The 21,943-nt window shown below is 52.6% G+C and carries 20 protein-coding genes; 13 read left to right on the forward strand and 7 right to left on the reverse strand.

Annotation, left to right across the window (positions count from 1 at the left end; translation table 11 throughout):
• The first annotated feature begins 27 nt into the window (after window positions 1–27).
• The 5 genes from ftsZ (at window position 28) to ligA (ending at window position 7,830) form a co-directional block, all read left to right on the forward strand.
• Window positions 28–1,671, forward strand: coding sequence for a cell division protein FtsZ (gene ftsZ, locus GOB58_RS04030; RefSeq protein WP_173559417.1), 1,644 nt, complete (start codon window positions 28–30; stop codon window positions 1,669–1,671).
• Window positions 1,672–1,825: 154 nt separating this feature from the next.
• A complete protein-coding gene (gene lpxC / locus GOB58_RS04035; protein ID WP_173559418.1) occupies window positions 1,826–2,797 on the forward strand; it encodes a UDP-3-O-acyl-N-acetylglucosamine deacetylase in 972 nt (323 codons plus the stop codon).
• A gap of 97 nt (window positions 2,798–2,894) precedes the next feature.
• Window positions 2,895–3,845 (forward strand): outer membrane protein assembly factor BamD, encoded by a 951-nt coding sequence (locus GOB58_RS04040; RefSeq protein ID WP_086554549.1) that lies wholly within the window; start codon window positions 2,895–2,897, stop codon window positions 3,843–3,845.
• Between the two features lie 153 nt (window positions 3,846–3,998).
• Window positions 3,999–5,732, forward strand: coding sequence for a DNA repair protein RecN (recN, locus tag GOB58_RS04045; RefSeq protein WP_086635086.1), 1,734 nt, complete (start codon window positions 3,999–4,001; stop codon window positions 5,730–5,732).
• On the forward strand, window positions 5,716–7,830 hold the full coding sequence (gene ligA, locus GOB58_RS04050) for an NAD-dependent DNA ligase LigA (protein WP_242005215.1): 2,115 nt from the start codon (window positions 5,716–5,718) through the stop codon (window positions 7,828–7,830). The genes recN and ligA overlap by 17 nt, the downstream gene beginning before the upstream one ends.
• Window positions 7,831–7,857: 27 nt before the next feature.
• Here ligA and GOB58_RS04055 read toward each other — a convergent pair whose 3' ends face one another.
• Complete coding sequence (locus GOB58_RS04055) at window positions 7,858–8,235, reverse strand: hypothetical protein (RefSeq protein WP_173559420.1); 378 nt, start codon at window positions 8,233–8,235, stop codon at window positions 7,858–7,860.
• Window positions 8,236–8,366: 131 nt separating this feature from the next.
• On the opposite strand from GOB58_RS04055, the gene GOB58_RS04060 reads away from it, so the two are divergent.
• Window positions 8,367–8,990 (forward strand): IMPACT family protein, encoded by a 624-nt coding sequence (locus GOB58_RS04060; RefSeq protein WP_173559421.1) that lies wholly within the window; start codon window positions 8,367–8,369, stop codon window positions 8,988–8,990.
• Between the two features lie 8 nt (window positions 8,991–8,998).
• Here GOB58_RS04060 and GOB58_RS04065 read toward each other — a convergent pair whose 3' ends face one another.
• Window positions 8,999–9,397, reverse strand: a complete 399-nt coding sequence (locus GOB58_RS04065) for a hypothetical protein (RefSeq protein WP_173559422.1) — start codon at window positions 9,395–9,397, stop codon at window positions 8,999–9,001.
• Window positions 9,398–9,705: 308 nt separating this feature from the next.
• Between GOB58_RS04065 and GOB58_RS04070 the strand changes: the two genes are divergently transcribed.
• The 5 genes from GOB58_RS04070 to GOB58_RS04090 all read left to right on the forward strand — a co-directional run bounded on the left by GOB58_RS04070 (window position 9,706) and on the right by GOB58_RS04090 (window position 15,612).
• On the forward strand, window positions 9,706–11,091 hold the full coding sequence (locus GOB58_RS04070; protein WP_086554543.1) for a class II 3-deoxy-7-phosphoheptulonate synthase: 1,386 nt from the start codon (window positions 9,706–9,708) through the stop codon (window positions 11,089–11,091).
• Between the two features lie 127 nt (window positions 11,092–11,218).
• Window positions 11,219–12,397, forward strand: coding sequence for a beta/alpha barrel domain-containing protein (locus GOB58_RS04075; protein WP_173559523.1), 1,179 nt, complete (start codon window positions 11,219–11,221; stop codon window positions 12,395–12,397).
• Window positions 12,394–12,813, forward strand: coding sequence for a hypothetical protein (locus tag GOB58_RS04080; RefSeq protein WP_086554542.1), 420 nt, complete (start codon window positions 12,394–12,396; stop codon window positions 12,811–12,813). The genes GOB58_RS04075 and GOB58_RS04080 overlap by 4 nt, the downstream gene beginning before the upstream one ends.
• A 57-nt stretch (window positions 12,814–12,870) precedes the next feature.
• Window positions 12,871–14,208: a glutamate--tRNA ligase gene (gene gltX / locus GOB58_RS04085; protein WP_173559423.1), complete on the forward strand. Its 1,338-nt coding sequence runs from the start codon at window positions 12,871–12,873 to the stop codon at window positions 14,206–14,208.
• A gap of 120 nt (window positions 14,209–14,328) precedes the next feature.
• Window positions 14,329–15,612: a lipoprotein pyruvate-formate lyase gene (locus tag GOB58_RS04090; RefSeq protein ID WP_173559424.1), complete on the forward strand. Its 1,284-nt coding sequence runs from the start codon at window positions 14,329–14,331 to the stop codon at window positions 15,610–15,612.
• 6 nt (window positions 15,613–15,618) lie between these two features.
• Here GOB58_RS04090 and sodC read toward each other — a convergent pair whose 3' ends face one another.
• The 5 genes from sodC to miaA all read right to left on the reverse strand — a co-directional run bounded on the left by sodC (window position 15,619) and on the right by miaA (window position 20,816).
• Window positions 15,619–16,155, reverse strand: coding sequence for a superoxide dismutase[Cu-Zn] (sodC, locus tag GOB58_RS04095; RefSeq protein WP_173559425.1), 537 nt, complete (start codon window positions 16,153–16,155; stop codon window positions 15,619–15,621).
• A 120-nt stretch (window positions 16,156–16,275) separates the two neighbouring features.
• The gene (gene ilvC / locus GOB58_RS04100) at window positions 16,276–17,295 is read right to left on the reverse strand and encodes a ketol-acid reductoisomerase (protein WP_086554638.1); all 1,020 of its coding nucleotides are present in this window, start codon (window positions 17,293–17,295) and stop codon (window positions 16,276–16,278) included.
• A gap of 70 nt (window positions 17,296–17,365) precedes the next feature.
• Complete coding sequence (ilvN, locus tag GOB58_RS04105) at window positions 17,366–17,875, reverse strand: acetolactate synthase small subunit (RefSeq protein ID WP_086554538.1); 510 nt, start codon at window positions 17,873–17,875, stop codon at window positions 17,366–17,368.
• Window positions 17,876–17,945: 70 nt separating this feature from the next.
• Entirely contained in the window at window positions 17,946–19,757 is a 1,812-nt protein-coding gene (ilvB, locus tag GOB58_RS04110) for a biosynthetic-type acetolactate synthase large subunit (RefSeq protein WP_173559426.1), read from the reverse strand.
• Window positions 19,758–19,796: 39 nt separating this feature from the next.
• A complete protein-coding gene (gene miaA / locus GOB58_RS04115) occupies window positions 19,797–20,816 on the reverse strand; it encodes a tRNA (adenosine(37)-N6)-dimethylallyltransferase MiaA (RefSeq protein WP_173559427.1) in 1,020 nt (339 codons plus the stop codon).
• 28 nt (window positions 20,817–20,844) lie between these two features.
• On the opposite strand from miaA, the gene serB reads away from it, so the two are divergent.
• Window positions 20,845–21,732, forward strand: coding sequence for a phosphoserine phosphatase SerB (serB, locus tag GOB58_RS04120; protein WP_173559428.1), 888 nt, complete (start codon window positions 20,845–20,847; stop codon window positions 21,730–21,732).
• A gap of 13 nt (window positions 21,733–21,745) precedes the next feature.
• The gene (locus tag GOB58_RS04125) at window positions 21,746–21,940 is read left to right on the forward strand and encodes a hypothetical protein (RefSeq protein WP_086635076.1); all 195 of its coding nucleotides are present in this window, start codon (window positions 21,746–21,748) and stop codon (window positions 21,938–21,940) included.
• Window positions 21,941–21,943: the final 3 nt, after the last annotated feature.

Raw genomic sequence — 21,943 nt, forward strand, 5'->3', positions numbered from 1 at the left:
TTTGCCCCTCTACCGGGAGATGCCTTAATGACCCTGAACCTCACTGTTCCTGAACAAAGCCACTCTGACTTTTCACCACGAATAACAGTCATTGGTGTTGGCGGGGGCGGAACAAATGCTGTCGACAACATGATTGCGTCCAGCCTGCAGGGGGTAGAGTTTGTTGTCGCTAATACGGATGCGCAGAGTCTGGCTAAAAGCCGGGCTGACCGTCGTATTCAGCTTGGTCCGCACCTGACCCATGGTCTGGGTGCAGGTGCCAAACCTGAAGTGGGCAGAGGGGCTGCTGAAGAGGCTGCCGATGAGATTTCAAAATATCTCGAAGGCTCTCACATGGTCTTTATCACTACAGGTATGGGCGGAGGCACAGGTACAGGGGCAGCTCCGGTTATTGCACGCATGGCACGCGAGCGGAACATTCTGACTGTTGGGGTGGTCAGCAAGCCTTTTGATTATGAAGGTAAACGCCGCGCCCGTATAGCAGACGAAGGCATCCGTGAGCTGCAGCAATATGTTGACACTCTGATTGTTATTCCTAACCAGAACCTCTTTCGCGTAGCCAGTGAACGTACAACGCTGCGTGAAGCATACAGAATGGCTGACCATGTGCTCTATATGGGTGTGCGTGGTGTCACCGACCTGATGGTTGCACCAGGCTATATCAACCTTGACTTTGCGGATATACGCAGCGTCATGGCTGAAATGGGCAAAGCCATGATGGGCACGGGTGAGGCTGAAGGTGATAACCGTGCAATCGAAGCCGCTGAAGCCGCCATTGCCAACCCTCTGCTTGAAGATGCTTCGATGTCTGGCGCACAGGGACTGCTGGTTAACATCACCGGTGGTGAAGATATCACTCTGTTCGAGATGGAAGAAGCCGCCAACCGTATCCGCCGTGAAGTTACGGACGATGCCAATATGATCTGGGGCTCGATTATTGACGAGACCATGAACGGCAAAATTCGTGTCTCTGTTGTAGCCACGGGTATTGATATGCCTGAACTCGACAGGCCTCAGGCTGCACCCGGGGAGTCTTCTTCAGCCCCCCCATCAGGAGCAACGCCACAAAATACGGGTAAAGAAGCAGTTAGCCAGCCTGAGCCGGCACCGCAGCAGGTTACACGACACGAAACCATACCTTACCCTAATCAGCCAGCCAGCCAGCCAGCAGCACAACATAATGCAGGCCAGCCATACCAGCAGCAGCCATCACGCCAGACCGGCCATGCAGCACCGCCGCCTGCACATAGCCTGCCCGGGCAGCAGCAGGCCAGCATGGCGCCTCCACCAGCTGCACAGCAGCCTCTGATGCGTCCTGGTCCGTCACCACGTGCAGGGCTGTTCACTGAAACGCCGCGTCACGCTGTACCACCGACAAACACTCAGTCTCGCAGCGGGCTGTTCGGGCGCATGACCAACCCGTTCCGTCGTACAAACCCGAACGATCAGCATACGAACGAGCATAACCCTCAGCCTCAGCCGCATCAGTCCCAGCACTATCCGGCACAGCATGAGCAGGCTGCCCACCAGGGGCCGGCACAACAGCAGGCACACACCCCTCAGAACACACATCAGGAACAGGGACAGCCCAGCCATCAGCAGGGTGTCAGCATTCGTCCTGCTGATTCAGATGAGAATGGACTTGAAATACCGACTTTTCTGCGTCGGTAATTTTTCAGGAAAGTCAGCCTTCATGCTACCTGCAATGGTAGCATGAAGGGGCTTTGTAACAGACCGCAATAAACCTTGACTGGCCAGAAACGGTTTTTAACCTTTATTTTAAAAGCATAATCGCCTTTAAACTCTGCAGGATAACACCGCCCCCATGGACAGCCTCTCCCTGGACCCTCGCACACTCCTTAGTGTTACGCAGGAAATCCTGTCCCCCGTCTCTGCACTGAACACGAGAGATGCAACCTTATATCAGCATACTCTTGGTAAAGCTGTTACAGGTACCGGCACGGGTCTGCACACAGGCAAACATATTCAGCTCACCCTCACTCCTGCGCATGCTGGTCATGGCATCGTTTTCCAGCGCAGCGATATCGAAGGAAAGCCTTTACCAGCCTTATTCAGTAATGTGCATAACACACGCCTCAGCACTGTTCTGAGTGAGACAGAGAGCTCAGAAAACCGTGTCGCAACCATTGAGCATCTTATGGCTGCTCTTGCCGGATGCAATATTGACAATGTGCTGGTCACAGTTGATGGCCCTGAACTGCCGGTATTTGACGGATCCTCGCGCGACTTTATCTCTCTGATTGAAAGTGCCGGAGTAACCCGCCAGCATAAAATTCGTCAGTGTATTGAAATTTTACGGCCGGTACGCGTTGAACACGGAGACTCTTTTGCTGAGCTTCTCCCCTCATCTGATGCGGGCCTTACCTTTTCAATGGGTATTAATTTTTCTGCTCAGGCCATCGGTAAACAAAACTTAGAATTTAAACTGACACCCCAGGCCTTCCGCCAGGACATTGCACATTGCCGCACCTTTACCCTGCTTAAGGAAATAGAAGCGATGCACAGTGCCGGCCTTGCTCTCGGGGGCTCGCTTGATAATGCTATCGTTGTCGATGAGGAACGGATTCTCAACGAAGATGGCCTGCGCTGTGATGATGAATTCGTCCGTCATAAAATTCTCGATGCCGCAGGCGACATGTATACAGCTGGAGCCCCTTTACGCGGGCATTTCTGTGGATACCGTTCAGGTCACGGGCTTAATAACATGCTTCTCAGAGCCCTGTTTGCTGACAGCAAAGCATGGCGCTTTGTTCCCGCATCAGCTGGCACAAACTAATGCCGGATAAAAAGAGAAGGAAACATTCTTTCTCTTTTCTTTTCTTACACGTTTTACATGCTATAAGACTGCATCACTTCAGAGAGCTGGTACATCTGTGAGCGTCATAAAAGCACTTCATTTTCGCGGCCATATATCCCGTATACTCTCCGCAACTGTGTTGCTGAGCCTGTCTGGCTGTTCTCTGTTCAAAGAGGGGACGCCTCAAATCCCTAAGCTGGCCTCAGCTGAAACGCTCTATAATAACGGGATCGACGCCCTGCGTACCCGTCGTTACACGCTTGCCGCAGCAGAGTTTGAAGTACTTCAGCAAAACTACCCTTACTCTGGCTACGTTGCGAATGCTCAGCTTATGGAAGGTTATGCCTATTATCTTAAGGGGCAATATCCTGAAGCCGTTCAGCAGCTAAACAGGTTTATCAGCCTTCATCCCACCAGTTCAGATGAAGCATATGCCTATTATCTGCGCGCGCTGTGCTTTTATGAGCAGATTGCTGACGTACAACGCGACCAGCAGGGTACTGTTGAGGCAATGGAAGCTCTTGGTGAAGTAATTACCCGCTTTCCTCAGTCAAAATACGCACAGGATGCCGAACTGAAAGTCGACCTTTGCCGCGACCATCTGGCCGGCAAAGAAATGCTTATTGGCCGCTTTTATCAGCGCGAGCGCAACTATGAGGCGGCCATCAACCGCTATCAGCACGTTGTCCAGGACTTTCAGACTACCAACCACGTACCCGAAGCCCTGGAACGTATGGTTGAAGTCTACCTCGACCTTGGGTTAACAGATCAGGCCCGTAAATCAGGTATTGTTCTCGGCTATAACTACCCTGGCAGCAAATGGTATCGTTTTGCTTATGATGACCTGAAACGCTATAAACTGCTCAGTGGTAACTTTCCTGCACCTGGCAAAGCTGTAACAGCACAGGCAAGCCAGCCTGTTGCACCTGATAAAAAAACAAGTTCGCCAACCGATGCGGGTCATGCTCCGGCCCCGCATGCAATGACACAACCACAGGCTCAATCAGCACCGGCTCCACAGCACTAAAGCAGAAAGATCCTTTTTCTAACGACGGGACCTGTCATAAAAAAGATTGCGCGTTCTTGTTATGTTCTGATTTATTTCATATAAAATCTTAGCTGACACGTAACGCGTATTTTTCTCGCACGTCTTACCGGACAGATATTCAGGCAGGGTCTTATGCTGACACATCTTTCCATCAGAGATATTGTTCTGATCGAAGCACTGGATCTTTCTGTTCATCGCGGCTTTACCGCCATGACCGGTGAAACCGGTGCCGGCAAGTCAATATTGCTCGACAGTCTCGGGCTGGCTACGGGGGCGCGTGCAAACGCAGGACTGGTCAGAGCCGGAGCTGAGGAAGCACAGGTAACAGCCAGCTTTCAGCTCACTGAAGACCATCCGGTCTATCACCTTCTGCGCGAACATCACATTACTGCTGAAACTGATGAACCCCTTATTCTGCGACGCAGCCTGTCGCGCGAGGGGCGCTCACGCGCATGGATCAACGACCAGGTGGTCGGCATCACGCTCATGCGCCATGTTGCTGCAACCCTGGTTGAAATTCAGGGGCAACACGAACAAATCGGGCTGACTGACTCAACCACACACCGCACCCTTCTTGACGCCTATGGTGTGCCTGCCTCTCTTATCGCTCAGGTCAGCAGCACCTATACAGCCTGGCGCCAGCTCAGCGATAAACTCCGCACAGCCCGCAAAATGCTGCATGAGGCCGCTAAGGAAGAAGAATGGCTGCGACACACCGTATCTGAACTCTCAGCACTTGCTCCACAGCAAGGCGAAGAAGAACAGCTGGCACAACTGCGTCATAGCCTGCAACAGGCAGAACGCCGGGGTGAAGCTGTTGCGGCTGCACTTTCAGAACTGACACCGCGAGACCGGAAAAATAACGGCCCGGCTGCTGCTCTGCGGGCTGCAAGCCGCACATTACAGCGCCTTCTTCCCGCTCCGTCAGATGCAGATACAACCCCGACCGGCGCTCTTGAAACCCGTACACACGATGCACTGACAGCACTTGAGCAGGCTGAAACAGCTCTTGCTGAAGCAGAAATGCTGCTCTCACGCCTGGCTGCGGATTCTGAAGCTGACCCCCGCCTGCTGGAGGAGGCAGAAGAACGCCTGTTCGCCCTGCGGGCCGCGGCCCGCAAGCATGATGTTGCTGTTGAAGAACTCCCCTCGCTGCTTAATGAACTGACAAACCGCCTGCAGGCTCTTGATAACGGCACCTCTCAGCTGCACGAACTTGAGCAGGCAGTTAAAGAGGCTTTAAAAACATTTCAGAGCAATGCTGAGAAACTGTCAGAAGCCCGCGAAAAAGCAGCTCGCAAACTCGAAAAAGCCGTTACCAGCGAGCTTAAACCCCTTAAACTTGAGCGTGCCCGCTTTTTTGTCAGCCTTGAACCCCTCCCCCCTGAACAATGGAACGCACAGGGTATGGAGAGCATTTCGTTCCTGATTGCCGCCAACCCGGGCCAGCCACCCGGCCCCCTGGCCAGAGTGGCTTCAGGGGGTGAATTATCGCGCCTTATGCTGGCCCTCAAACTGGTTCTGGCTGAGCAATCCTCTATCGGCACTATTGTATTTGATGAAATAGATGCCGGGGTTGGCGGTGCTACGGCTGCAGCTATTGGTGAACGCCTGCACAGACTGGCCGCACGTTCTGTACAGGTACTGGCCGTGACACACAGCCCGCAGGTGGCTGCCTGTGCCGATGCCCATTTGCGCATTGGCAAGCGTGTGCGTAATAACATGACCGAAACCCATGCAGCCCCTCTTCAGCCTGAAGAAAGACAGGAAGAAATTGCACGTATGCTGGCTGGCGATACCGTAACTGATGCCGCCCGTGCTGCTGCTGCCAGCCTACTTGGACATAAAGATGACCCCGCACCCTGACAAAAGCTCTTTTACTGCTGCAGAAGCCAGAGACGAACTCAAACGCCTGGCTGACCAGATTGGTCGCCATAACGCTGCCTATTATCAGGATGATGCCCCCGAGATCAGCGATGCAGAATATGATGCGCTTCGGCGGACGTATGACTCTCTTCTGGCCGCTTTTCCCGAAGCTGAACCTGAAAACAGTGCCGCCGGTGCCGTTGGTGCAGCACCCGATTCACTGTTTAAAAAGTCACGTCATCTTGTGCCTATGCTTTCACTCGATAACGTATTTGATCAGGAAGAGTTTGAAAGTTTTGTTGCCAAAGCAACCCGCTTCCTGGGTCTAAGCCCGGCAGAAAGCAAACAGCTCACTTTTGTTGCTGAACCTAAAATTGATGGGCTGTCGATCAGCCTTACTTATGAAAAAGGTCAGTTTGTAAAAGGTACAACCCGCGGCGATGGCAGAGAAGGTGAGGATGTTACCGGCAATCTGCTCACAATAAGCAATCTGCCCAAAACACTGCCCGGCCCGGTACCTGACCTTATTGAAATACGCGGAGAGATTTTTCTCGCCAAAGAGGATTTCCTGACACTCAACGCTGCGCAGCTGGCTGAAAACCGTAAGCCATTTGCCAACCCCCGCAATGCTGCCGCAGGCTCGCTTCGCCAGCTTGACCCTGCCGTCACAGCACGCAGGCCACTGGCACTGTTTGCTTATGCTATGGGCTTTACCTCTGACCCTCTGCCGACTGACCACTGGAGCTATCTTGAGCAGCTGAAAGCCTGGGGGTTTACGGTTAATCCTCTTTCACGAAAACTAAATGATATCAGCGAGGCCGAATCTTTTTTTGATGAGGTTGCCCGCGAGCGTGCCGGCCTGAGTTACGATATCGACGGTATTGTTTATAAAATAAACGACCTTTCCCTGCAGGAGCGCCTTGGGTTTGCCGGACGCGCACCCCGCTGGGCTATTGCGTGGAAATTTCCGGCAGAGCAGGCCATTACAACTCTCAACGCCATTGAAATTCAGATCGGACGCACAGGGGCTCTCACGCCGGTTGCTCATCTTGAGCCTGTCAATGTGGGTGGCGTGCTGGTGTCACGTGCGACACTGCATAATGAAGATGAAATAGCCCGCAAAGACGTGCGCCCTGGCGACAAAGTTACACTGCAGCGTGCCGGGGATGTTATTCCACAAATCGTTTCCGTCCTCCCCCCGGCACCTGATGCGCCACCCCGCGCAGCACCTTTCGTGTTTCCGGCTCACTGTCCTGCCTGTGGGGCCACTGCCATACGCCCCGAAGGTGAAGCTGTACGCCGCTGCTCAGGCGGGTTAACCTGCCCTGCACAGATCGTTGAGCGCCTGATTCATTTTGTATCACGCCAGGCTTTTGACATTGAAGGTTTGGGAGAGCGTAGTATTCGTGAGTTTTACGAAGATAAGCTCATTCAGACTCCCGCTGACATTTTCCGTCTGTCAGAACATGCTGACGTCATTATGAAACGTGACGGCTGGGGGGAGCAGTCCGTGCAGAAACTGCTCCAGGCTATTGAGGCCAGACGAACAATAAGCCTCTCCCGTTTTATTTTCGCTCTGGGTATTCGCCGCATTGGCGAAGGCACAGCCCGCCTGCTTGCCCGCAATTATGGCACCTATGAAAACTGGGTCAGTCAGCTGCAGAAAGCAACCCTGACAGGCTCTGATGAACGGCTTGAACTCGGCTCTATCAGCGGTATCGGCAGCGTTATCGCAGATGACCTCGTTGCTTTTATCAAAGAAGAGCATAACAGACAGACGCTCAGCGAACTGAAAAGCTTTCTGACCATTGAAGAAGAAGAGCAGGCAGCGGAAGGCTGGCTGTCAGGCAAAAGCATTGTCTTTACCGGCACACTGACGACGCTGAGCCGTCAGGAAGCACGCGCTATGGCAGAACGCCTGGGAGCAAAGGTTTCTGATTCTGTTTCTAAAAAGACCGACCTGGTCGTTCTGGGTGAAAAAGCAGGCTCAAAAGCTAAAAAAGCGACTGAGCTGGGTATCACCACGCTGAATGAAGCAGAATGGATCGAATTTTGTAACAATAAAGGGCAGCTGCCTTCAGGCGAGACACTCGCCTGAAATATAATTTAGTAGGCTGAGCTGCGCTTAATCTGCCAGTTCAGCTTCAGTCAGGCGCTGCACCCGTACCGCCTTGCCCTGAGCATCATAGTAAATAATGCTATTGCCACGCCGCTGAGCATAACCATCGGGTTTGCCGTCTTTTGTCCAGAACAAAAGGCGGTTTGCAGCTGCCTGCTCAACAATCTTATCACCTGGCGGTGTATAACGGAACTTGCTGAAATCTTTATGTGCACGCGGCAAAGGTGGTTTTGCAGCCAGTGAGTGCATAGAAGGGGCTTTGTGCACATCCTCTTCATCACCACCGTCATCATCAGCCCGGGCAAAATGGTGCGGCACCGCAGAAACAGCAACGACCAGAGCTGCTGTCAGAACAAGAACTCTCCGGCAGAACCGATATGCCATAATCTAATACCCTTTCTGCATACAAAGACTTACACCTCAGGTTTCTGCCATTTCTGCTCACTTTAGGCAATAATGGACCTTCAGCACTCCTCTCTTGTCTGCCCTGCGCCTGCCCTGTTACTCTGCCATCTATGATGCAGACACTGACAGGCCCCTTTAAACGAGAGCAGGAAATTCGCAAAAGCCGGTTCCTGGCACGGGCAGCCCCGGTCAAAACGAGCGATGATGCTGAAAATTTTATTCGTACGATCGCACAATCTGCACCTGAGGCAACCCATCATTGCTGGGCCTGGCAGGTCGGACCTCACTGCCGGTGCCACGATGACGGAGAGCCGTCAGGCACGGCAGGGCGCCCTATTTTGCAGGTTATTACAGCACAGCAGCTTGATTTTGTTGCCGTTGTTGTAACCCGCTGGTTTGGCGGCATTAAACTTGGGGCTGGCGGGCTTATCAGAGCATATAGCGGTGCCGCAGCTGAATGCCTGCGTGAGGCCCCCAAAGAACCAATAATTGAACGTGTCACCCTGACGTTTCACACACCCTTTTCACTGCTCTCTCTGGTGCAGGCACGTCTTCAGAGCTTTACCGAAGACGCACCGGAGACCAGCTTTGACGCACAGGGAGCACAAATGACCCTTACCCTCCCCGAGGCGCAGCGCGAGGCTCTCTCAGATCATCTTGCTGATCTGAGTAGCGGGCAGATCTCTGTCAGACTGCTGACTGACGACTTAGAGCACCAGACAAACAGCGTGTAACGTCGTTATTATCGGTGGGTAACCCATCCGTTACCAGTCGAATCCCCCATGGCGCCATCACCATAAGGCCCGCTGTTCTGGTAAGCCGTACCATATTTTGACAGATCAGAGCCTGTCACTGAATCGCGGTGTACCTTAGCAAGATGATCAGGGTCGGCACCGTGATTAAACTCCATTGACGGTGCGTCCTGATAGCCAGGAGGCAGGCTCCTGTGGCCATGAACCACTTTCTTTTCAGACGTGCGACTCTGGCTTCCTACCCCGGTACTACCCATACCGGCTGAACCAAAGGAAATGTTACCATCAGGAACCATAGGGTCTGCAAAAGCGGCTCCGTGAGGAGCCGCCACAACGCCGAGGCCCATAGCCATCAGAACCAGGTAAGTCTGTTTACGCAGCAGTACCATCAGCCTTTACCTTTATAAAATAAGTTTGTGCCTGTCATTCTGAGGCTGTCAGAAGCCAGACAACTGATGCGCATAGTATCGCACTAACTACAAAAAAAAGCTAATCTGCCAGCAACGGGCAGCCCCGCGTCTGCCTCCGTTATCAGCTTTTTGATAATCATTACATATTTTATGAAAAATTCAGGTTTGCCTATCTCTTCTGTTTTAGACATAAAGGCTACCCCGTGCAGTGATCTCTGATGCTCTGCCGGCCTTTACGCACTATGTTTTAAAATACTGAACCATCAAGAACTGACAGGATAAAGTCCATGACTGCCTCGCGTGTCCAGCCTACCCCTATATCTGCGCCCTGGATGCCGGATAGCTGGCGCTCTTTTCCTGTCAGACAAATGCCTTCTTATCCTGATGCTGCTGCACTGAAAGCTGTTGAAGACCGCCTGAGCTCTTACCCGCCTCTGGTCTTTGCCGGTGAGGTAAGGCGTCTGCGCCGTCAGCTTGCTCTGGCATCCCAGGGGAAAGCCTTTGTCCTTCAGGGCGGCCCCTGTGCCGAAAGCTTCAGCGAATTCAAAGCTGACATCGTACGCGACACCTTCCGTGTATTGCTGCAGATGTCCGTTGTTCTGACTTTTGGTGCAAAAGTACCGGTTGTTAAGCTTGGGCGCATGGCAGGGCAGTTTGCCAAGCCTCGCTCTTCTGACACCGAAACACAAAATGGTGTAACCCTGCCCTCTTACCGTGGCGACACCATTAACGGCCCTGAATTTACAGCAGAAGCCCGTATTCCTGACCCGGTACGTATGGAGACCGGCTACTTCCAGTCGGCTGGCATTCAGAACCTGCTGCGCGCCTTCTCACGCGGTGGTTACGCTAACCTGCATGAAGTGCACCGCTGGAACCTCGGTTTTGTTGAGCGCTCTCCACTGGCCGGTCGTTACCGCGCCACCGCAGAAAAAATCAGCGAAACCCTCTCCTTCATGGAAGCCTGTGGTATTGATGCAGGTTCAGCCCCTCAGATTGACGAGACCGAGTTTTATACCTCTCACGAAGCGCTGCTGCTGCCTTATGAGCAGGCAATGACACGCATCGATTCCACCTCTGATGAATGGTATGACTGCTCAGCCCATTTCATCTGGATTGGCGACCGTACCCGTCAGCCTGATGGAGCGCATGTTGAGTTTTTACGTGGTGTGCGTAACCCGCTTGGCATCAAGGTTGGTCCGACCACCAAAGCAGAAGATCTTGAAAAGCTGCTTGAGCTCCTCAACCCTGAAGACGAAGCCGGCCGTATCACTCTTATCTCACGCATGGGTGCAGATAAAATTGCCGAATATCTTCCCCCTCTTATGCGGGCTGTGAAAAAGACCGGTCGTACGGTCACCTGGCTGACAGACCCCATGCACGGCAACACAACCTCAACAACGCAAAATGTTAAAACACGCTCTTTTGATGCCATTATGCGTGAGGTTAAAGGGTTCTTTGATGTATGCGCCGCTGAAGGGGTACATGCCGGCGGTGTTCATATTGAAATGACTGGCCAGAACGTCACGGAATGCGTGGGAGGCGCGCAATGCCTGACAGAATCTGATCTGGGCGATCGTTATGAAACCTTCTGTGACCCGCGCCTCAATGCTGAGCAGTCTCTCGAACTTGCCTTCCTGATGGCAGAAGAACTGACAGACAAACGTCAGAACTAAAACTCGTTCTGATATTGATAAAACAGAAAGCTCCTGCACTATAGTGTATGGAGCTTTCTGCAAATTGTCAGCTCAGGTTAAAGTGGAGACGTAATAAAAAATGAAACAGTCTTTTACAGATCCTCAGATGACACCCGGAGTAGCCACGGCTGCTGCATCTCAGGCACCATCTGACGCCGGTATTACAGCACGCACAGATTCCTATTTTAATCGTACAAAAGAAATCGTCGGGCATTTTGGCGACTGCCAGGTAACCTACGTCTTTTTTATTCGTCGCCCTGTTATTTCAGCTCCGGGCATTGCTCTGGAATGGCTGAAAAATGTTATGAAGGCCCGTAACGCGCCTTATACCGTTGAACTGATACACCCTGAGGGCGAATGGATCGGTGCGGGTGAGCCTATCATGTACATCACCGGCTCATTTCTGCACCTGGCAGACCTTGAAACCCTGCTTTTACAAAAACTGGGCAGTACCTGCGTTGCGGCACATAATGCCTACCAGATGGCGCTCTCTTTACCCAACACAAAATTCCTCGCCATGGATGCCCGCCACTGTGCAGGTTATGAAATGCAGGAACTTATGGCATATGGTGCCTCGGTTGGCAGCCGGGCTGCACAGAAGGACGGAGCGACTGGTTTTGTTGGCACTGCCAACCATGCCGTAGCTGCCTTTTTTAACACCACACATGGCTTTGGCACCATGCCACACGCCCTGATTGGCTACGCTGGCTCAACCGTACGCGCAGCTGAAATGTTTTATGAAATTTATCCTGAGACAGACCTGACAGTTCTGGTCGATTATTTTGGCCGCGAAGTTACAGATGCTCTGAGCGTATGCAAAAGTTTTCCTGAACTGGCTGAGCAGGGTAAATTAGGCGTCAGACTTGATACGCATGGCGGCCGCTTTATGGAAGGGCTGAACCCACAGGAGTCCTACGCTGTGGTCAACCGGCATGCCCCTGAAGCACTGCGCCGTTACCGCTCTGATACTGAACTGCGCTACCTGATTGGCACCGGTGTCTCTGCCGCGGCCATCTGGCATATGCGTGACGCTCTGGATAATGCTGGCTTTCCAAACGTTAAAATTATCGCATCATCAGGCTTTAACGTGATAAAATGTGCCTGTATGACAGATGCTCACGCACCGGTTGATGTGGTTGGCACCGGCTCGTTCATTCCTGATCAGTGGAATGAAACATATGCAACTGCTGATATCGTCTCTTATAACGGTCAGGAACGTGTCAAAATCGGGCGCGAATTCCTCCTCCCCTCCCTACGCACTTTGCAGAAAGGACCCGGCTCATGACCGAAAACTCCGCTACAGAAGATAAAACATGGCGCGTTCGCATTCTTGACCTGGCCGGCGGTGCTGAGGAAGGTATCAGTGAAGAAGTCGGCGGGTTCCATGACCTGGCGCATGCCAATGCTTTTGCCCGCTGCTATGTGCGTGACAGTATTGAACGCTGCCGGACAGCAGGTGCGTCAGCCAGAGAAGTGCTCGACGCATGGCTCTGCTTTGGTGAAGATGCTATTGTTGTCGACGCAGGTGATGACGCATGGCTGTCAGCCAACGAGCTTGATGACTTCACCGCAACACCAGCTTCGTTTATGGAACGCGACTGGCGTATGCTTGATCCCCGCCGGCTGGTTGATGAAGAGGAGGAGGATTTCTCCGCCTATGCTGATACAGATGATGAGGATTCTGCTACCACACATCATTAAACGCTGGTCGTACGGCCTGTCTGACCAGGCACCATCACTTTATCATACAGAGACTTTATGAAACTTCGTTTTGCTCCCAGCCCTACCGGTATGCTGCATGTCGGCAACGCCCGTCTTGCCATTGCCAACGCCCTGTTTGCCCGCCATCACGGGGGTAAGTTTCAGCTCCGTATTGATGATACTGACACTGAGCGTTCGAAAGAAAGCCATGCTGAAGCTATTCGCACTGACCTTAGCTGGCTTGGCATTACCTGGGATGAAACTTTCAGACAGACAGAACGCCTCGACCGCTATGCCCGGGCCATTGCAAAACTGAAAGCCACCGGGCGCCTTTACCCCTGTTTTGAAAGCGAATACGAGCTCGCTGCAAAACGCGAAATACAGATCCGCCAGCGTCGTCCTCCCATCTATGACCGGGCTATGCTGAAACTGACAGCACAGCAGCGCGCCCAGGCTGAAGCCAATGGCAAAGTGCCTTACTGGCGTTTTCAGCTTTCTGAACGCGTTGTGCGCTGGCAGGACCAGGTCATGGGAGAATGTCAGGTCAAACTGCCTTCGCTCTCTGACCCTGTCTTAGTGCGGACTGATGGCACGGTGCTTTACACTCTGGCCTCTGTTGTTGATGACATGGAGACAGGCATCACACACATTATCCGCGGTGAAGATCACGTCACCAACACCGGGGTGCAGATCGACATTGCAGAGGCACTCGGGGCAAAGCCTGACCACTTTAATTTTGCACATCTGCCCCTGCTGCTTGATGAAAATGGCGGCAAACTGTCAAAACGCTTTGACGCTATGTCTCTGCGTACCCTGCGAACTGACGGAATGGAGCCCGAAGCGCTGGTCGCTTACCTGGCACGCCTGGGCAGCTCTGATGACCCGGTTCTGCTACCGTTTGAAGAGCAGGCACGCGTTTATAATATTTCACACGTCTCCAAATCAGCTGCACGCTTTAACATCCAGCAGCTGCTGAGCCTGAACCACAAATTCCTCGGTCAGCAGCCTTATGAAGCCGTCAGAGAGCATCTGCCCGCAGGCAGTAGTGAAGAATTCTGGCTGGCGATCCGCGGTAATATTGAACTGCTGTCTGAAGCCAGACACTGGTTTAATGTTGTATATGAAGACATTATTCCACCGGTTCAGGAGCCGGAGCAGACTGCCTTCCTGCACCAGGCAGCAACATTTCTTCCCGATGAGCCATGGGACGTGAGCACCTGGAAAACATGGACCGCCACGCTGAAAGAAAAAACCGGTCTTTCAGGTAAAGCTCTTTTTCTTCCACTGCGTCTTGCCCTGACCGGCGAAGAACACGGCCCTGAACTCAAAGACCTGCTGCCTCTTATGGGGCGCAAACGTGCTCTTGCCCGTCTTCTCGCCGGGGCAGAAAACTAAAAAAGTCCAGATATCAGGCACACGCATATGTGCAATACAGTAAAGTGTGCCTGACAATTCTGCACAGCGTGCTTATAGTTTTGAAAAACATAGTGCGCTGCAGGATAACATTCTGATCTGATGACGAAATACTCTCTCAGCCGACGTTCTTTACTGTCTGCCGCCGGAGCAGCCCTTCTCTGGCCCGTGCGGAGCCATGCGCAGGATTTCAACCCTGACATCATTCAGCCCGCTGAGCTTGAAACTCTCAAATGGGCACCGCGGACCCGCACAATCATTCAGAAATTTTTAGAGCAGCATCAGCAACAAAGTGCTTTTGACCGGGTCGGAGCCCGTCCTTACATCGTTGTTGACTGGGATAACACTGCCATTGTTGGAAATGTGCAGCTTACCCTGTTTTACTACATGCTGGAGCACTTCTCGTTCCTGCTCCCCGCTTATAGTTTTCGCACACTTTTTTCTGGTCATATATCAGGTGAGGCACTGCCGGCACCATTTCTCACGACCGACAAGAAACCTCTCTCTTTGCAGGCTCTTTCAGAAGATTTACTCGAAGATTATCAAACTCTTTTAGCACAGTACAGCCACCGTCCACACCCGCTTCCCCGCAATGAGCTGGTGCAAAACCCTGCTCTTCAGGCCTTTCGTGCACGTATGGCCTTTTTTCACCAGGCACTGATAGCAACCCAGGGTGAAGAAAGTGCACAGCGATGGCTTGTCTCTCTGGCAGCAGGCCAGACACATGCCAGCATACTTGCCGTAAGTCGCGCAGCTTATGAACGTGAGCTTGGGCAATCAATTGGTACCGAAACATGGAATTGCCCGCAAAGTCGCCCGGGCAAAGCCGGAACTGTCAGTGTAACCCTGTCGCAGGGGCTGCGCCTGACACCCGAGATGGCTGATTTTTTTCAGATTATACAGGAATACGGTATAGACCCGGTCATATGCACATCATCATTTGAGGAAAGCACAGCAGCCTTCGCGACTTCTACAGAATATGGCTATAATCTGCCACGTACATTAATTCTGGGTGCACGCCTCAGCAGTAAAAAAAGTGTGCTTCAGCCTTCAGCTGCCCCAGGATACCCCTTCCCTTACGATGACGGGAAGGTCACTCTGATCCGCACCCATTTTGTGGAAAAGCGTAAAAAAAATCCTCTGATGATCATTGCAGGAGAAGATGGATCTGCTGCACTCCTTAAAGCCTTTCCTGACACACCGTTATGCTGCCTGATTAACCGCAGACAAACACCATCTATGCAGGTTTTTCTGAAAAAAGCTGTAGCTGAACTCAAAACAAACTCGCCGCATTTTCTGCTTCAGGGGCGCGACGAAAATACCGGTGAGTGGCGGCCATCAGCCGCCAGCCTTTACCTGGGCGAAACGACTCCGTCCCTGCCCTGAGCAATACTACTCCTTCAAAACAGCACAGGCCACACGGCCGCCTGCCCCACCAATGGGCTGTGACTGGTAGTCATCAGGATTAGCGTGGATAACCACTGACCCTCCATCTTTATCAAGTAAAACAGAACGACCACCCTCAGCCGTTTTCAAAGACACCAGAGGGGAATAAAACTCTGCCCGGGCTGAACCATCGTGCCCGACATAAATATTTGGCAAATCACCGGCGTCATTAGCTTTTCCATTCATAAAACCATGTACTACCGGCGTTGTTGCGTGCACATGCCCTCCAGCCGAGGTGAATTTATCAGGTGTGCAACTGCCTTTTTCATGAAAATGCACAGCATGCCAGCCAGGGGTGAGACCACTCACCTCAAGATGGATCAACACACCATGAGGGGCCGGGCGCACCTCAACAGTGCCACGCTCACTACCCTGTGCATCAATAAACTGACCATGAGCGGCACTTTCGGCGTGCGCCACAGCGGGAAAAACAGCAAGACCTGCTATAAGCGCACAAGCCTTTTTGATACGTAATGCCACCATCTTCCTGTCCTTTATTGTCTGATAACCTATTGAATATCATCATAGAACATAAGCCAAGAAAAAACCCTGCCAGGGAGCCCGGCAGGGTTTCATGCAACTCAGGAAACTGCAAAAAACAGTTTAGTTTCTGGTTTTGTCAACCATACGTGACTTTGCAATCCATGGCATCATACCACGCAGTTTTTCGCCAACGGCTTCAATCTGGTGTGCGTCGTTAATTGCGCGTGTGGCTTTAAAGCCAACATTACCAGACTGATTTTCGAGAATGAAGTTACGCACGAAAGTACCGTTCTGAATATCTGTCAGAATTTCTTTCATAGCTTTTTTGCTTTCAGCCGTGATCACACGCGGACCAGAGACATACTCACCATATTCAGCTGTGTTAGAAATAGAGTAGTTCATGTTGGCAATGCCGCCTTCATAGATCAGATCTACGATCAGCTTCATTTCATGCAGACACTCAAAATAGGCCATTTCAGGGGCATAGCCACCTTCAACCAGCGTTTCAAAGCCAGCACGGATCAGCTCAACCAGGCCACCACACAGAACTGCCTGCTCACCGAACAGATCGGTTTCAACTTCTTCTTTAAAGCTTGTTTCAATCGTGCCGGCACGACCACCACCAATGGCAGAAGCGTAAGACAGAGCGATTTCAAGCGCTGCACCTGATTTGTCCTGAGCAATCGCAACAAGACAGGGTACACCACCACCACGCTGATACTCAGAGCGTACTGTGTGGCCAGGACCTTTTGGTGCGATCAGGAACACATCAAGGTCAGGACGGGCTTCAATGATACGGAAGTGAATTGCCAGACCGTGAGCAAAAACCAGAGCCGCACCCTGTTTCAGGTTCTTTTCCAGAGACTCTTTATAAAGAGCGCCCTGCCCTTCGTCAGGTGTCAGCACCATAACAACATCAGCCCATGCAGCGGCTTTGTCTGGTGTCATAACCGTAAAACCAGCATCCTGTGCTTTTTTAACGGCTGATGAACCTTCACGCAGACCGATAACCAGGTCTTTTACACCGCTGTCTTTCAGGTTGTTTGCATGAGCATGGCCCTGACTGCCATAACCAATGACCGCAACTTTTTTAGATTTAATCAGGTTAACGTCTGCATCACGATCATAATAAACGCGCAGTGCCATTCTCTTTTTTCCTGTTCTGGCAGACCCCGATGGTCTGCATTGTTAAGTTGATGCGTCAGTGTTGCTAAATTGTCTGTGGCCCGCGACGAATAGCCGCAACCCCTGTGCGAGACACTTCAGCCAGCCCAAGCGGACGCATAAGCTCAATAAAGCTGTCGAGTTTATCGGTTGAACCTGTGAGTTCAAACACGAAGGAGGATGCAGTTGTATCAACAGCGCGCGCACGAAAAGCCTGAGCTATACGCAGAGCTTCTGTGCGGGCCTCACCATGTGACACAACCTTAATCAGTGCCATTTCACGTGCAACATGCGGCCCCTCAGCTGTGAGGTTCACCACACGCGACACAGGCACCTGACGTTCAATCTGTGCTTCAATCTGACGAATATCAGCCGGTGTGCCTGTTGTGACGACATTCACACGTGACACGAGACCTTCTTCGTCAACCGGTGCAACTGTCAGGCTCCGGATGTTATATCCACGCCCTGAAAACAAACCGATAATACGGGCCAGAGCCCCACTTTCGTTATCTACCAGCAGAGAGATAACTGCAGGACCGGGAATTTCCTTCTGCATATTTAAACTTCCTGAAGTTATAGCTTAGGAAAACATCTGATGCGGCATCAGCAGGCCACAAGATTCGTGCTCAGACAAGAGCCCGGCCTTCACGGGTGACCTGCACGCCACGCTCCTCCTGCTCAGGCCCCAGAATCATCTCATTATGAGCGGCACCCGAAGGAATCATCGGGAAGCAGTTTTCACCCTCTGCCACGCACAGATCAACAACAACAGGGCCAGGATGCGCCAGTGCTTCGCGAATTACGTTATCAAGCTCATCAAGACGGGTTGCCCGCATCCCCTTTGCATGAAAACTTTCAGCCAGTCTGATAAAGTCAGGCAGCGCGTCGCTGTAACTTTCTGAATAACGCGAACCATGCAGAAGCTCCTGCCACTGCCGCACCATACCCATATAATGGTTGTTAATAATGAACAGCTTAACCGGCAGGCGATACTGGGCAATCGTCCCCAGTTCCTGCACATTCATAAGGGTTGAAGCCTCACCGGCAATATCGAGCACCAGAGCGTCTGAGTGGGCTATCTGCGCACCAACAGCCGCAGGCAGACCATACCCCATCGTGCCCAGACCACCTGATGTCAGCCAGCGGTTAGGGGCGTCAAACTGAAAATACTGTGCAGCCCACATCTGATGCTGCCCGACTTCAGTGCTGACATAGGTCTCGCGTTCCGTCTCACGGGCCAGTTCATAAATCCGACGAATAGCCTGCTGAGGCTTAATCACCGCATCAGGAGCCTGGTCCTGTGAAAAACGCAGACAGTCGAGGCTACGCCAGGCTTCGATCTGCTGCCACCAGGCATCAAGATCATCATTATGTTCATAGGCAGACTGCGCTTCCCACTCTTCGATCATCAGCGCCATGGTGCGGCCGACATCACCAATAATGGGCAGATCAACATGCACAATTTTATTGATCTGAGACGGATCAATATCGACATGAATTTTAAATGAATCGGGAGAGAATGCATCCAGGCGGCCTGTAACACGGTCATCAAAGCGGCTGCCCAGCGCTATCAGAACATCACACCCATGCGTTGCCAGATTCGCCTCATATGTGCCGTGCATGCCCAGCATCCCCAGGAACTGGCTGTCAGTTCCAGGAAATGCTCCCAGCCCCATAAGAGTTGACGTAACAGGAAACCGTGTAAGGCGAGCCAGTTTGCGCAGCGTTTCAGACGCCTGCGGACCAGCATTAATAATACCACCACCAGTATAAAACAGAGGGCGGCGTGCTTTTTTCATTGCAGCCACAGCGGCAGCCACCGCTGCACGCTCCGGGTCCATACGCACTTTACCAGTCCGCGGCGTTACAGCTCCGGCACCGACATAAGGGGCGTCACCAACCATAATATTTTTTGGCAAATCAACAAGAACCGGACCAGGACGACCTGAGCGGGCTATTGCAAATGCTTCATGCAGGGTTTCAGCCAGGGTCTCGGGGTCACGTACCAGATAATTATATTTGGTAACAGGACGGGTAATACCTGTGGTGTCTGCCTCCTGAAATGCATCGTAGCCAATCAGTGGTGAAGGCACCTGCCCGGACAGACACACCAGCGGGATAGAATCCATCAGTGCATCGAGCAGCCCGGTGACAGCATTTGTCGCACCCGGCCCGCTTGTGACCAGAACAACCCCGACTTTACCTGTTGAGCGTGCATAAGCCTCGGCCGCATGCACAGCAGCCTGCTCATGGCGAACAAGAACATGACGAATAGCATTCTGACGAAACAATGCATCATAAATAGGGAGCACTGCCCCGCCAGGATAGCCGAAAATCACCTCCACACCCTGCTCCTGAAGAGCGCGCATAAGAACTTCCGCTCCGGGGAGAGATGCGGTGTTCTTTGTAGCCGGGTGGGCTGAGGCTGTGTTCGACATAATATTATTCCGTCTTTTCAAATCGGTCTGAGCGCATCTTTAGAGAACTGAAGGGGGAGCGTCAATCCCGTTAATAATAAAAGAAATGATTTCATCTCTTTTTCTTTCCGAAAATTTCTCAAACGGCGGCGTGCACGCATTAAAATCATATGTTCGCTCATCCTCAGCCAGGGCATGATGGGCAAACCACGTCGCCTGACGGCGCGTATAACGCCCGGTTGCCAGCACAGCCAGGCGCATCGCCTCCTCCTCACTGATTTCACCCTGCAGACAGGCTCTCAGTTCCGGCACGCCATGGGCACGCATAGCCGGCAAAGCCGGGTCAAGGTTTTGCGAAAGGAGTGCCTGCACCTCTGCCAGCGCGCCCTGCGCCATCATTTTATCAAAACGCTGTGCAATGCGGGCTCTTAACTCATCACGCGGCGGTAAAAGACGTAATGCTACAAAACGACAGGCGGCAGGCGGCAGGCCGGGCTGCTGCTGCCACCAGGCCAGACTGCGGCCGGTGCTGCGCAGCACCTCCCACGCGCGGCTGACACGTTGCGAATCTGCCGGCTGCAAACGCGCAGCCATTTCGGGGTCTGCCTCCATCAGACGGTCATGCAGGGCAGCAGCTCCGTACTCACTGACAAACTCACGGGTTTGCTCACGCACAAGCGGGTCAGAGGGCGGAATTTCAGCAAGCCCTTTAACCAGAGCATTCATATACATCCCGGTGCCACCACACAGAATGGGCAACTGCTCTGCCTGCCAGGCCTCGTTCATGCACTCAAGCGCGCGCTCACGCCACCAGGCCACGCTCCCTTTTTCAGCTGCCGGTAAAACCCCGTATAAACGATGAGGGACAGACGCCTCATCTGCCTCAGCCGGCCGTGCGGTCAGAACTCTCAGTTCTTTATAAACCTGCATCGAATCTGCATTAATGATTGTACCGTGCAGAGCTTTTGCCAGCATAAGCGCCATATCCGACTTGCCAGAGCAGGTTGGCCCGGCCACAATCACGGCTGGCAGCCGATGCGGTGCGCTCACATCAAAGTTCCATACATCTGCTTGCCTCATACGAGCATTCCTGTCACATTACGGGCAAATGAAAACCCTTGTTCTGACCCTTGTTGCACAACGCGATGCAACGACGCTGAGCGATGACATTATCGCTACGGCGCAGGAGTGCATGCACAGCACGCACTCTCCTTCTGTTCTCTCCCCTGGCGAAGCAGCCGACATTATCTGCCCTGCTGATGCCGCAGAACGGCTGCCGCTTTTACAGGCCGCTCTGGGTGACAAACCAGTTGATGCGGTCCTGACACATCCGGCAGCGCGACGCAAACACCTGCTGGTTTCAGACATGGACAGCACCATTGTCGCCGGTGAAACGCTTGATGACCTGGCAACACATGCTGGTATTGGCGATAAGATTGCCGCTATCACTGCACGCTCTATGAATGGCGAGCTGGACTTTGCCACTGCTCTGCGTGAGCGTGTGGCTCTGCTCAAAGGCTTTCCGGCCTCATTGCTTGAAAAAGCCTGGCAGGATGTGCGCCTCAACGATGGCGCAAAAGCCCTTGTGCAGACAATGCGGGCACACGGCGCCTATACGGCTCTGGTTTCAGGCGGGTTCACTTTTTTTACTGAACGTGTTGCTGCCCTGTGTAATTTTCAGGAACATCATGCTAATACGCTGCTAAGCGATAACGGTTTTCTGACAGGTGAAACCGGCCAGCCTGTTCTTGGCCCTGACACCAAGCTGCACCTGCTTAATACATTATCACAGCGCCACCACCTAGCCCCCGAGCAGGCTCTGGCTATTGGTGACGGCGCCAATGACCTGCCTATGCTGCAGGCCGCGGGGCTTGGCCTGGCCTTTTTTGCCAAACCTGTTGTGCGTGAAAAAATTACAGCGCAGATTAACCACACCTCGCTGCGTACAGCACTTTTTGCCCAGGGCTACCCCGCCTCGGTTTTCCCCGGCCCATAAAGCGTGACAAACGATGCAGTTTAACACCAGCAAACTCTCACGACTTCCTGTAACCCGTATCATTACGGGCACAACCGGCTGTGCGCTGATGTTATACTGCTATCGTTACTATGTCTTACTCCCCCCCGATTCACCCGAGCACGTCATGCGCCATATGGCAGCACTGATTGTCGGTACTATTGTGCTGCTGGGGACCATCTGGGCATAAATC

Source organism: Acetobacter thailandicus, from assembly GCF_011516655.1.
In the GTDB taxonomy this organism is placed as follows: Bacteria; Pseudomonadota; Alphaproteobacteria; order Acetobacterales; family Acetobacteraceae; genus Acetobacter; species Acetobacter thailandicus.

What these genes read in the sequence shown, in the direction of transcription:
- ftsZ (WP_173559417.1), top strand. Translation starts at nt 28, where the DNA reads ATGACCCTGAACCTCACTGTTCCTGAACAAAGCCACTCTGACTTTTCA.
- lpxC (WP_173559418.1), top strand. Translation starts at nt 1,826, where the DNA reads ATGGACAGCCTCTCCCTGGACCCTCGCACACTCCTTAGTGTTACGCAG.
- recN (WP_086635086.1), top strand. Translation starts at nt 3,999, where the DNA reads ATGCTGACACATCTTTCCATCAGAGATATTGTTCTGATCGAAGCACTG.
- ligA (WP_242005215.1), top strand. Translation starts at nt 5,716, where the DNA reads ATGACCCCGCACCCTGACAAAAGCTCTTTTACTGCTGCAGAAGCCAGA.
- GOB58_RS04055 (WP_173559420.1), bottom strand. Translation starts at nt 8,235, where the DNA reads ATGGCATATCGGTTCTGCCGGAGAGTTCTTGTTCTGACAGCAGCTCTG.
- GOB58_RS04060 (WP_173559421.1), top strand. Translation starts at nt 8,367, where the DNA reads ATGATGCAGACACTGACAGGCCCCTTTAAACGAGAGCAGGAAATTCGC.
- GOB58_RS04065 (WP_173559422.1), bottom strand. Translation starts at nt 9,397, where the DNA reads ATGGTACTGCTGCGTAAACAGACTTACCTGGTTCTGATGGCTATGGGC.
- GOB58_RS04070 (WP_086554543.1), top strand. Translation starts at nt 9,706, where the DNA reads ATGACTGCCTCGCGTGTCCAGCCTACCCCTATATCTGCGCCCTGGATG.
- GOB58_RS04075 (WP_173559523.1), top strand. Translation starts at nt 11,219, where the DNA reads ATGACACCCGGAGTAGCCACGGCTGCTGCATCTCAGGCACCATCTGAC.
- GOB58_RS04080 (WP_086554542.1), top strand. Translation starts at nt 12,394, where the DNA reads ATGACCGAAAACTCCGCTACAGAAGATAAAACATGGCGCGTTCGCATT.
- gltX (WP_173559423.1), top strand. Translation starts at nt 12,871, where the DNA reads ATGAAACTTCGTTTTGCTCCCAGCCCTACCGGTATGCTGCATGTCGGC.
- GOB58_RS04090 (WP_173559424.1), top strand. Translation starts at nt 14,329, where the DNA reads ATGACGAAATACTCTCTCAGCCGACGTTCTTTACTGTCTGCCGCCGGA.
- sodC (WP_173559425.1), bottom strand. Translation starts at nt 16,155, where the DNA reads ATGGTGGCATTACGTATCAAAAAGGCTTGTGCGCTTATAGCAGGTCTT.
- ilvN (WP_086554538.1), bottom strand. Translation starts at nt 17,875, where the DNA reads ATGCAGAAGGAAATTCCCGGTCCTGCAGTTATCTCTCTGCTGGTAGAT.
- ilvB (WP_173559426.1), bottom strand. Translation starts at nt 19,757, where the DNA reads ATGTCGAACACAGCCTCAGCCCACCCGGCTACAAAGAACACCGCATCT.
- miaA (WP_173559427.1), bottom strand. Translation starts at nt 20,816, where the DNA reads ATGAGGCAAGCAGATGTATGGAACTTTGATGTGAGCGCACCGCATCGG.
- serB (WP_173559428.1), top strand. Translation starts at nt 20,845, where the DNA reads ATGAAAACCCTTGTTCTGACCCTTGTTGCACAACGCGATGCAACGACG.
- GOB58_RS04125 (WP_086635076.1), top strand. Translation starts at nt 21,746, where the DNA reads ATGCAGTTTAACACCAGCAAACTCTCACGACTTCCTGTAACCCGTATC.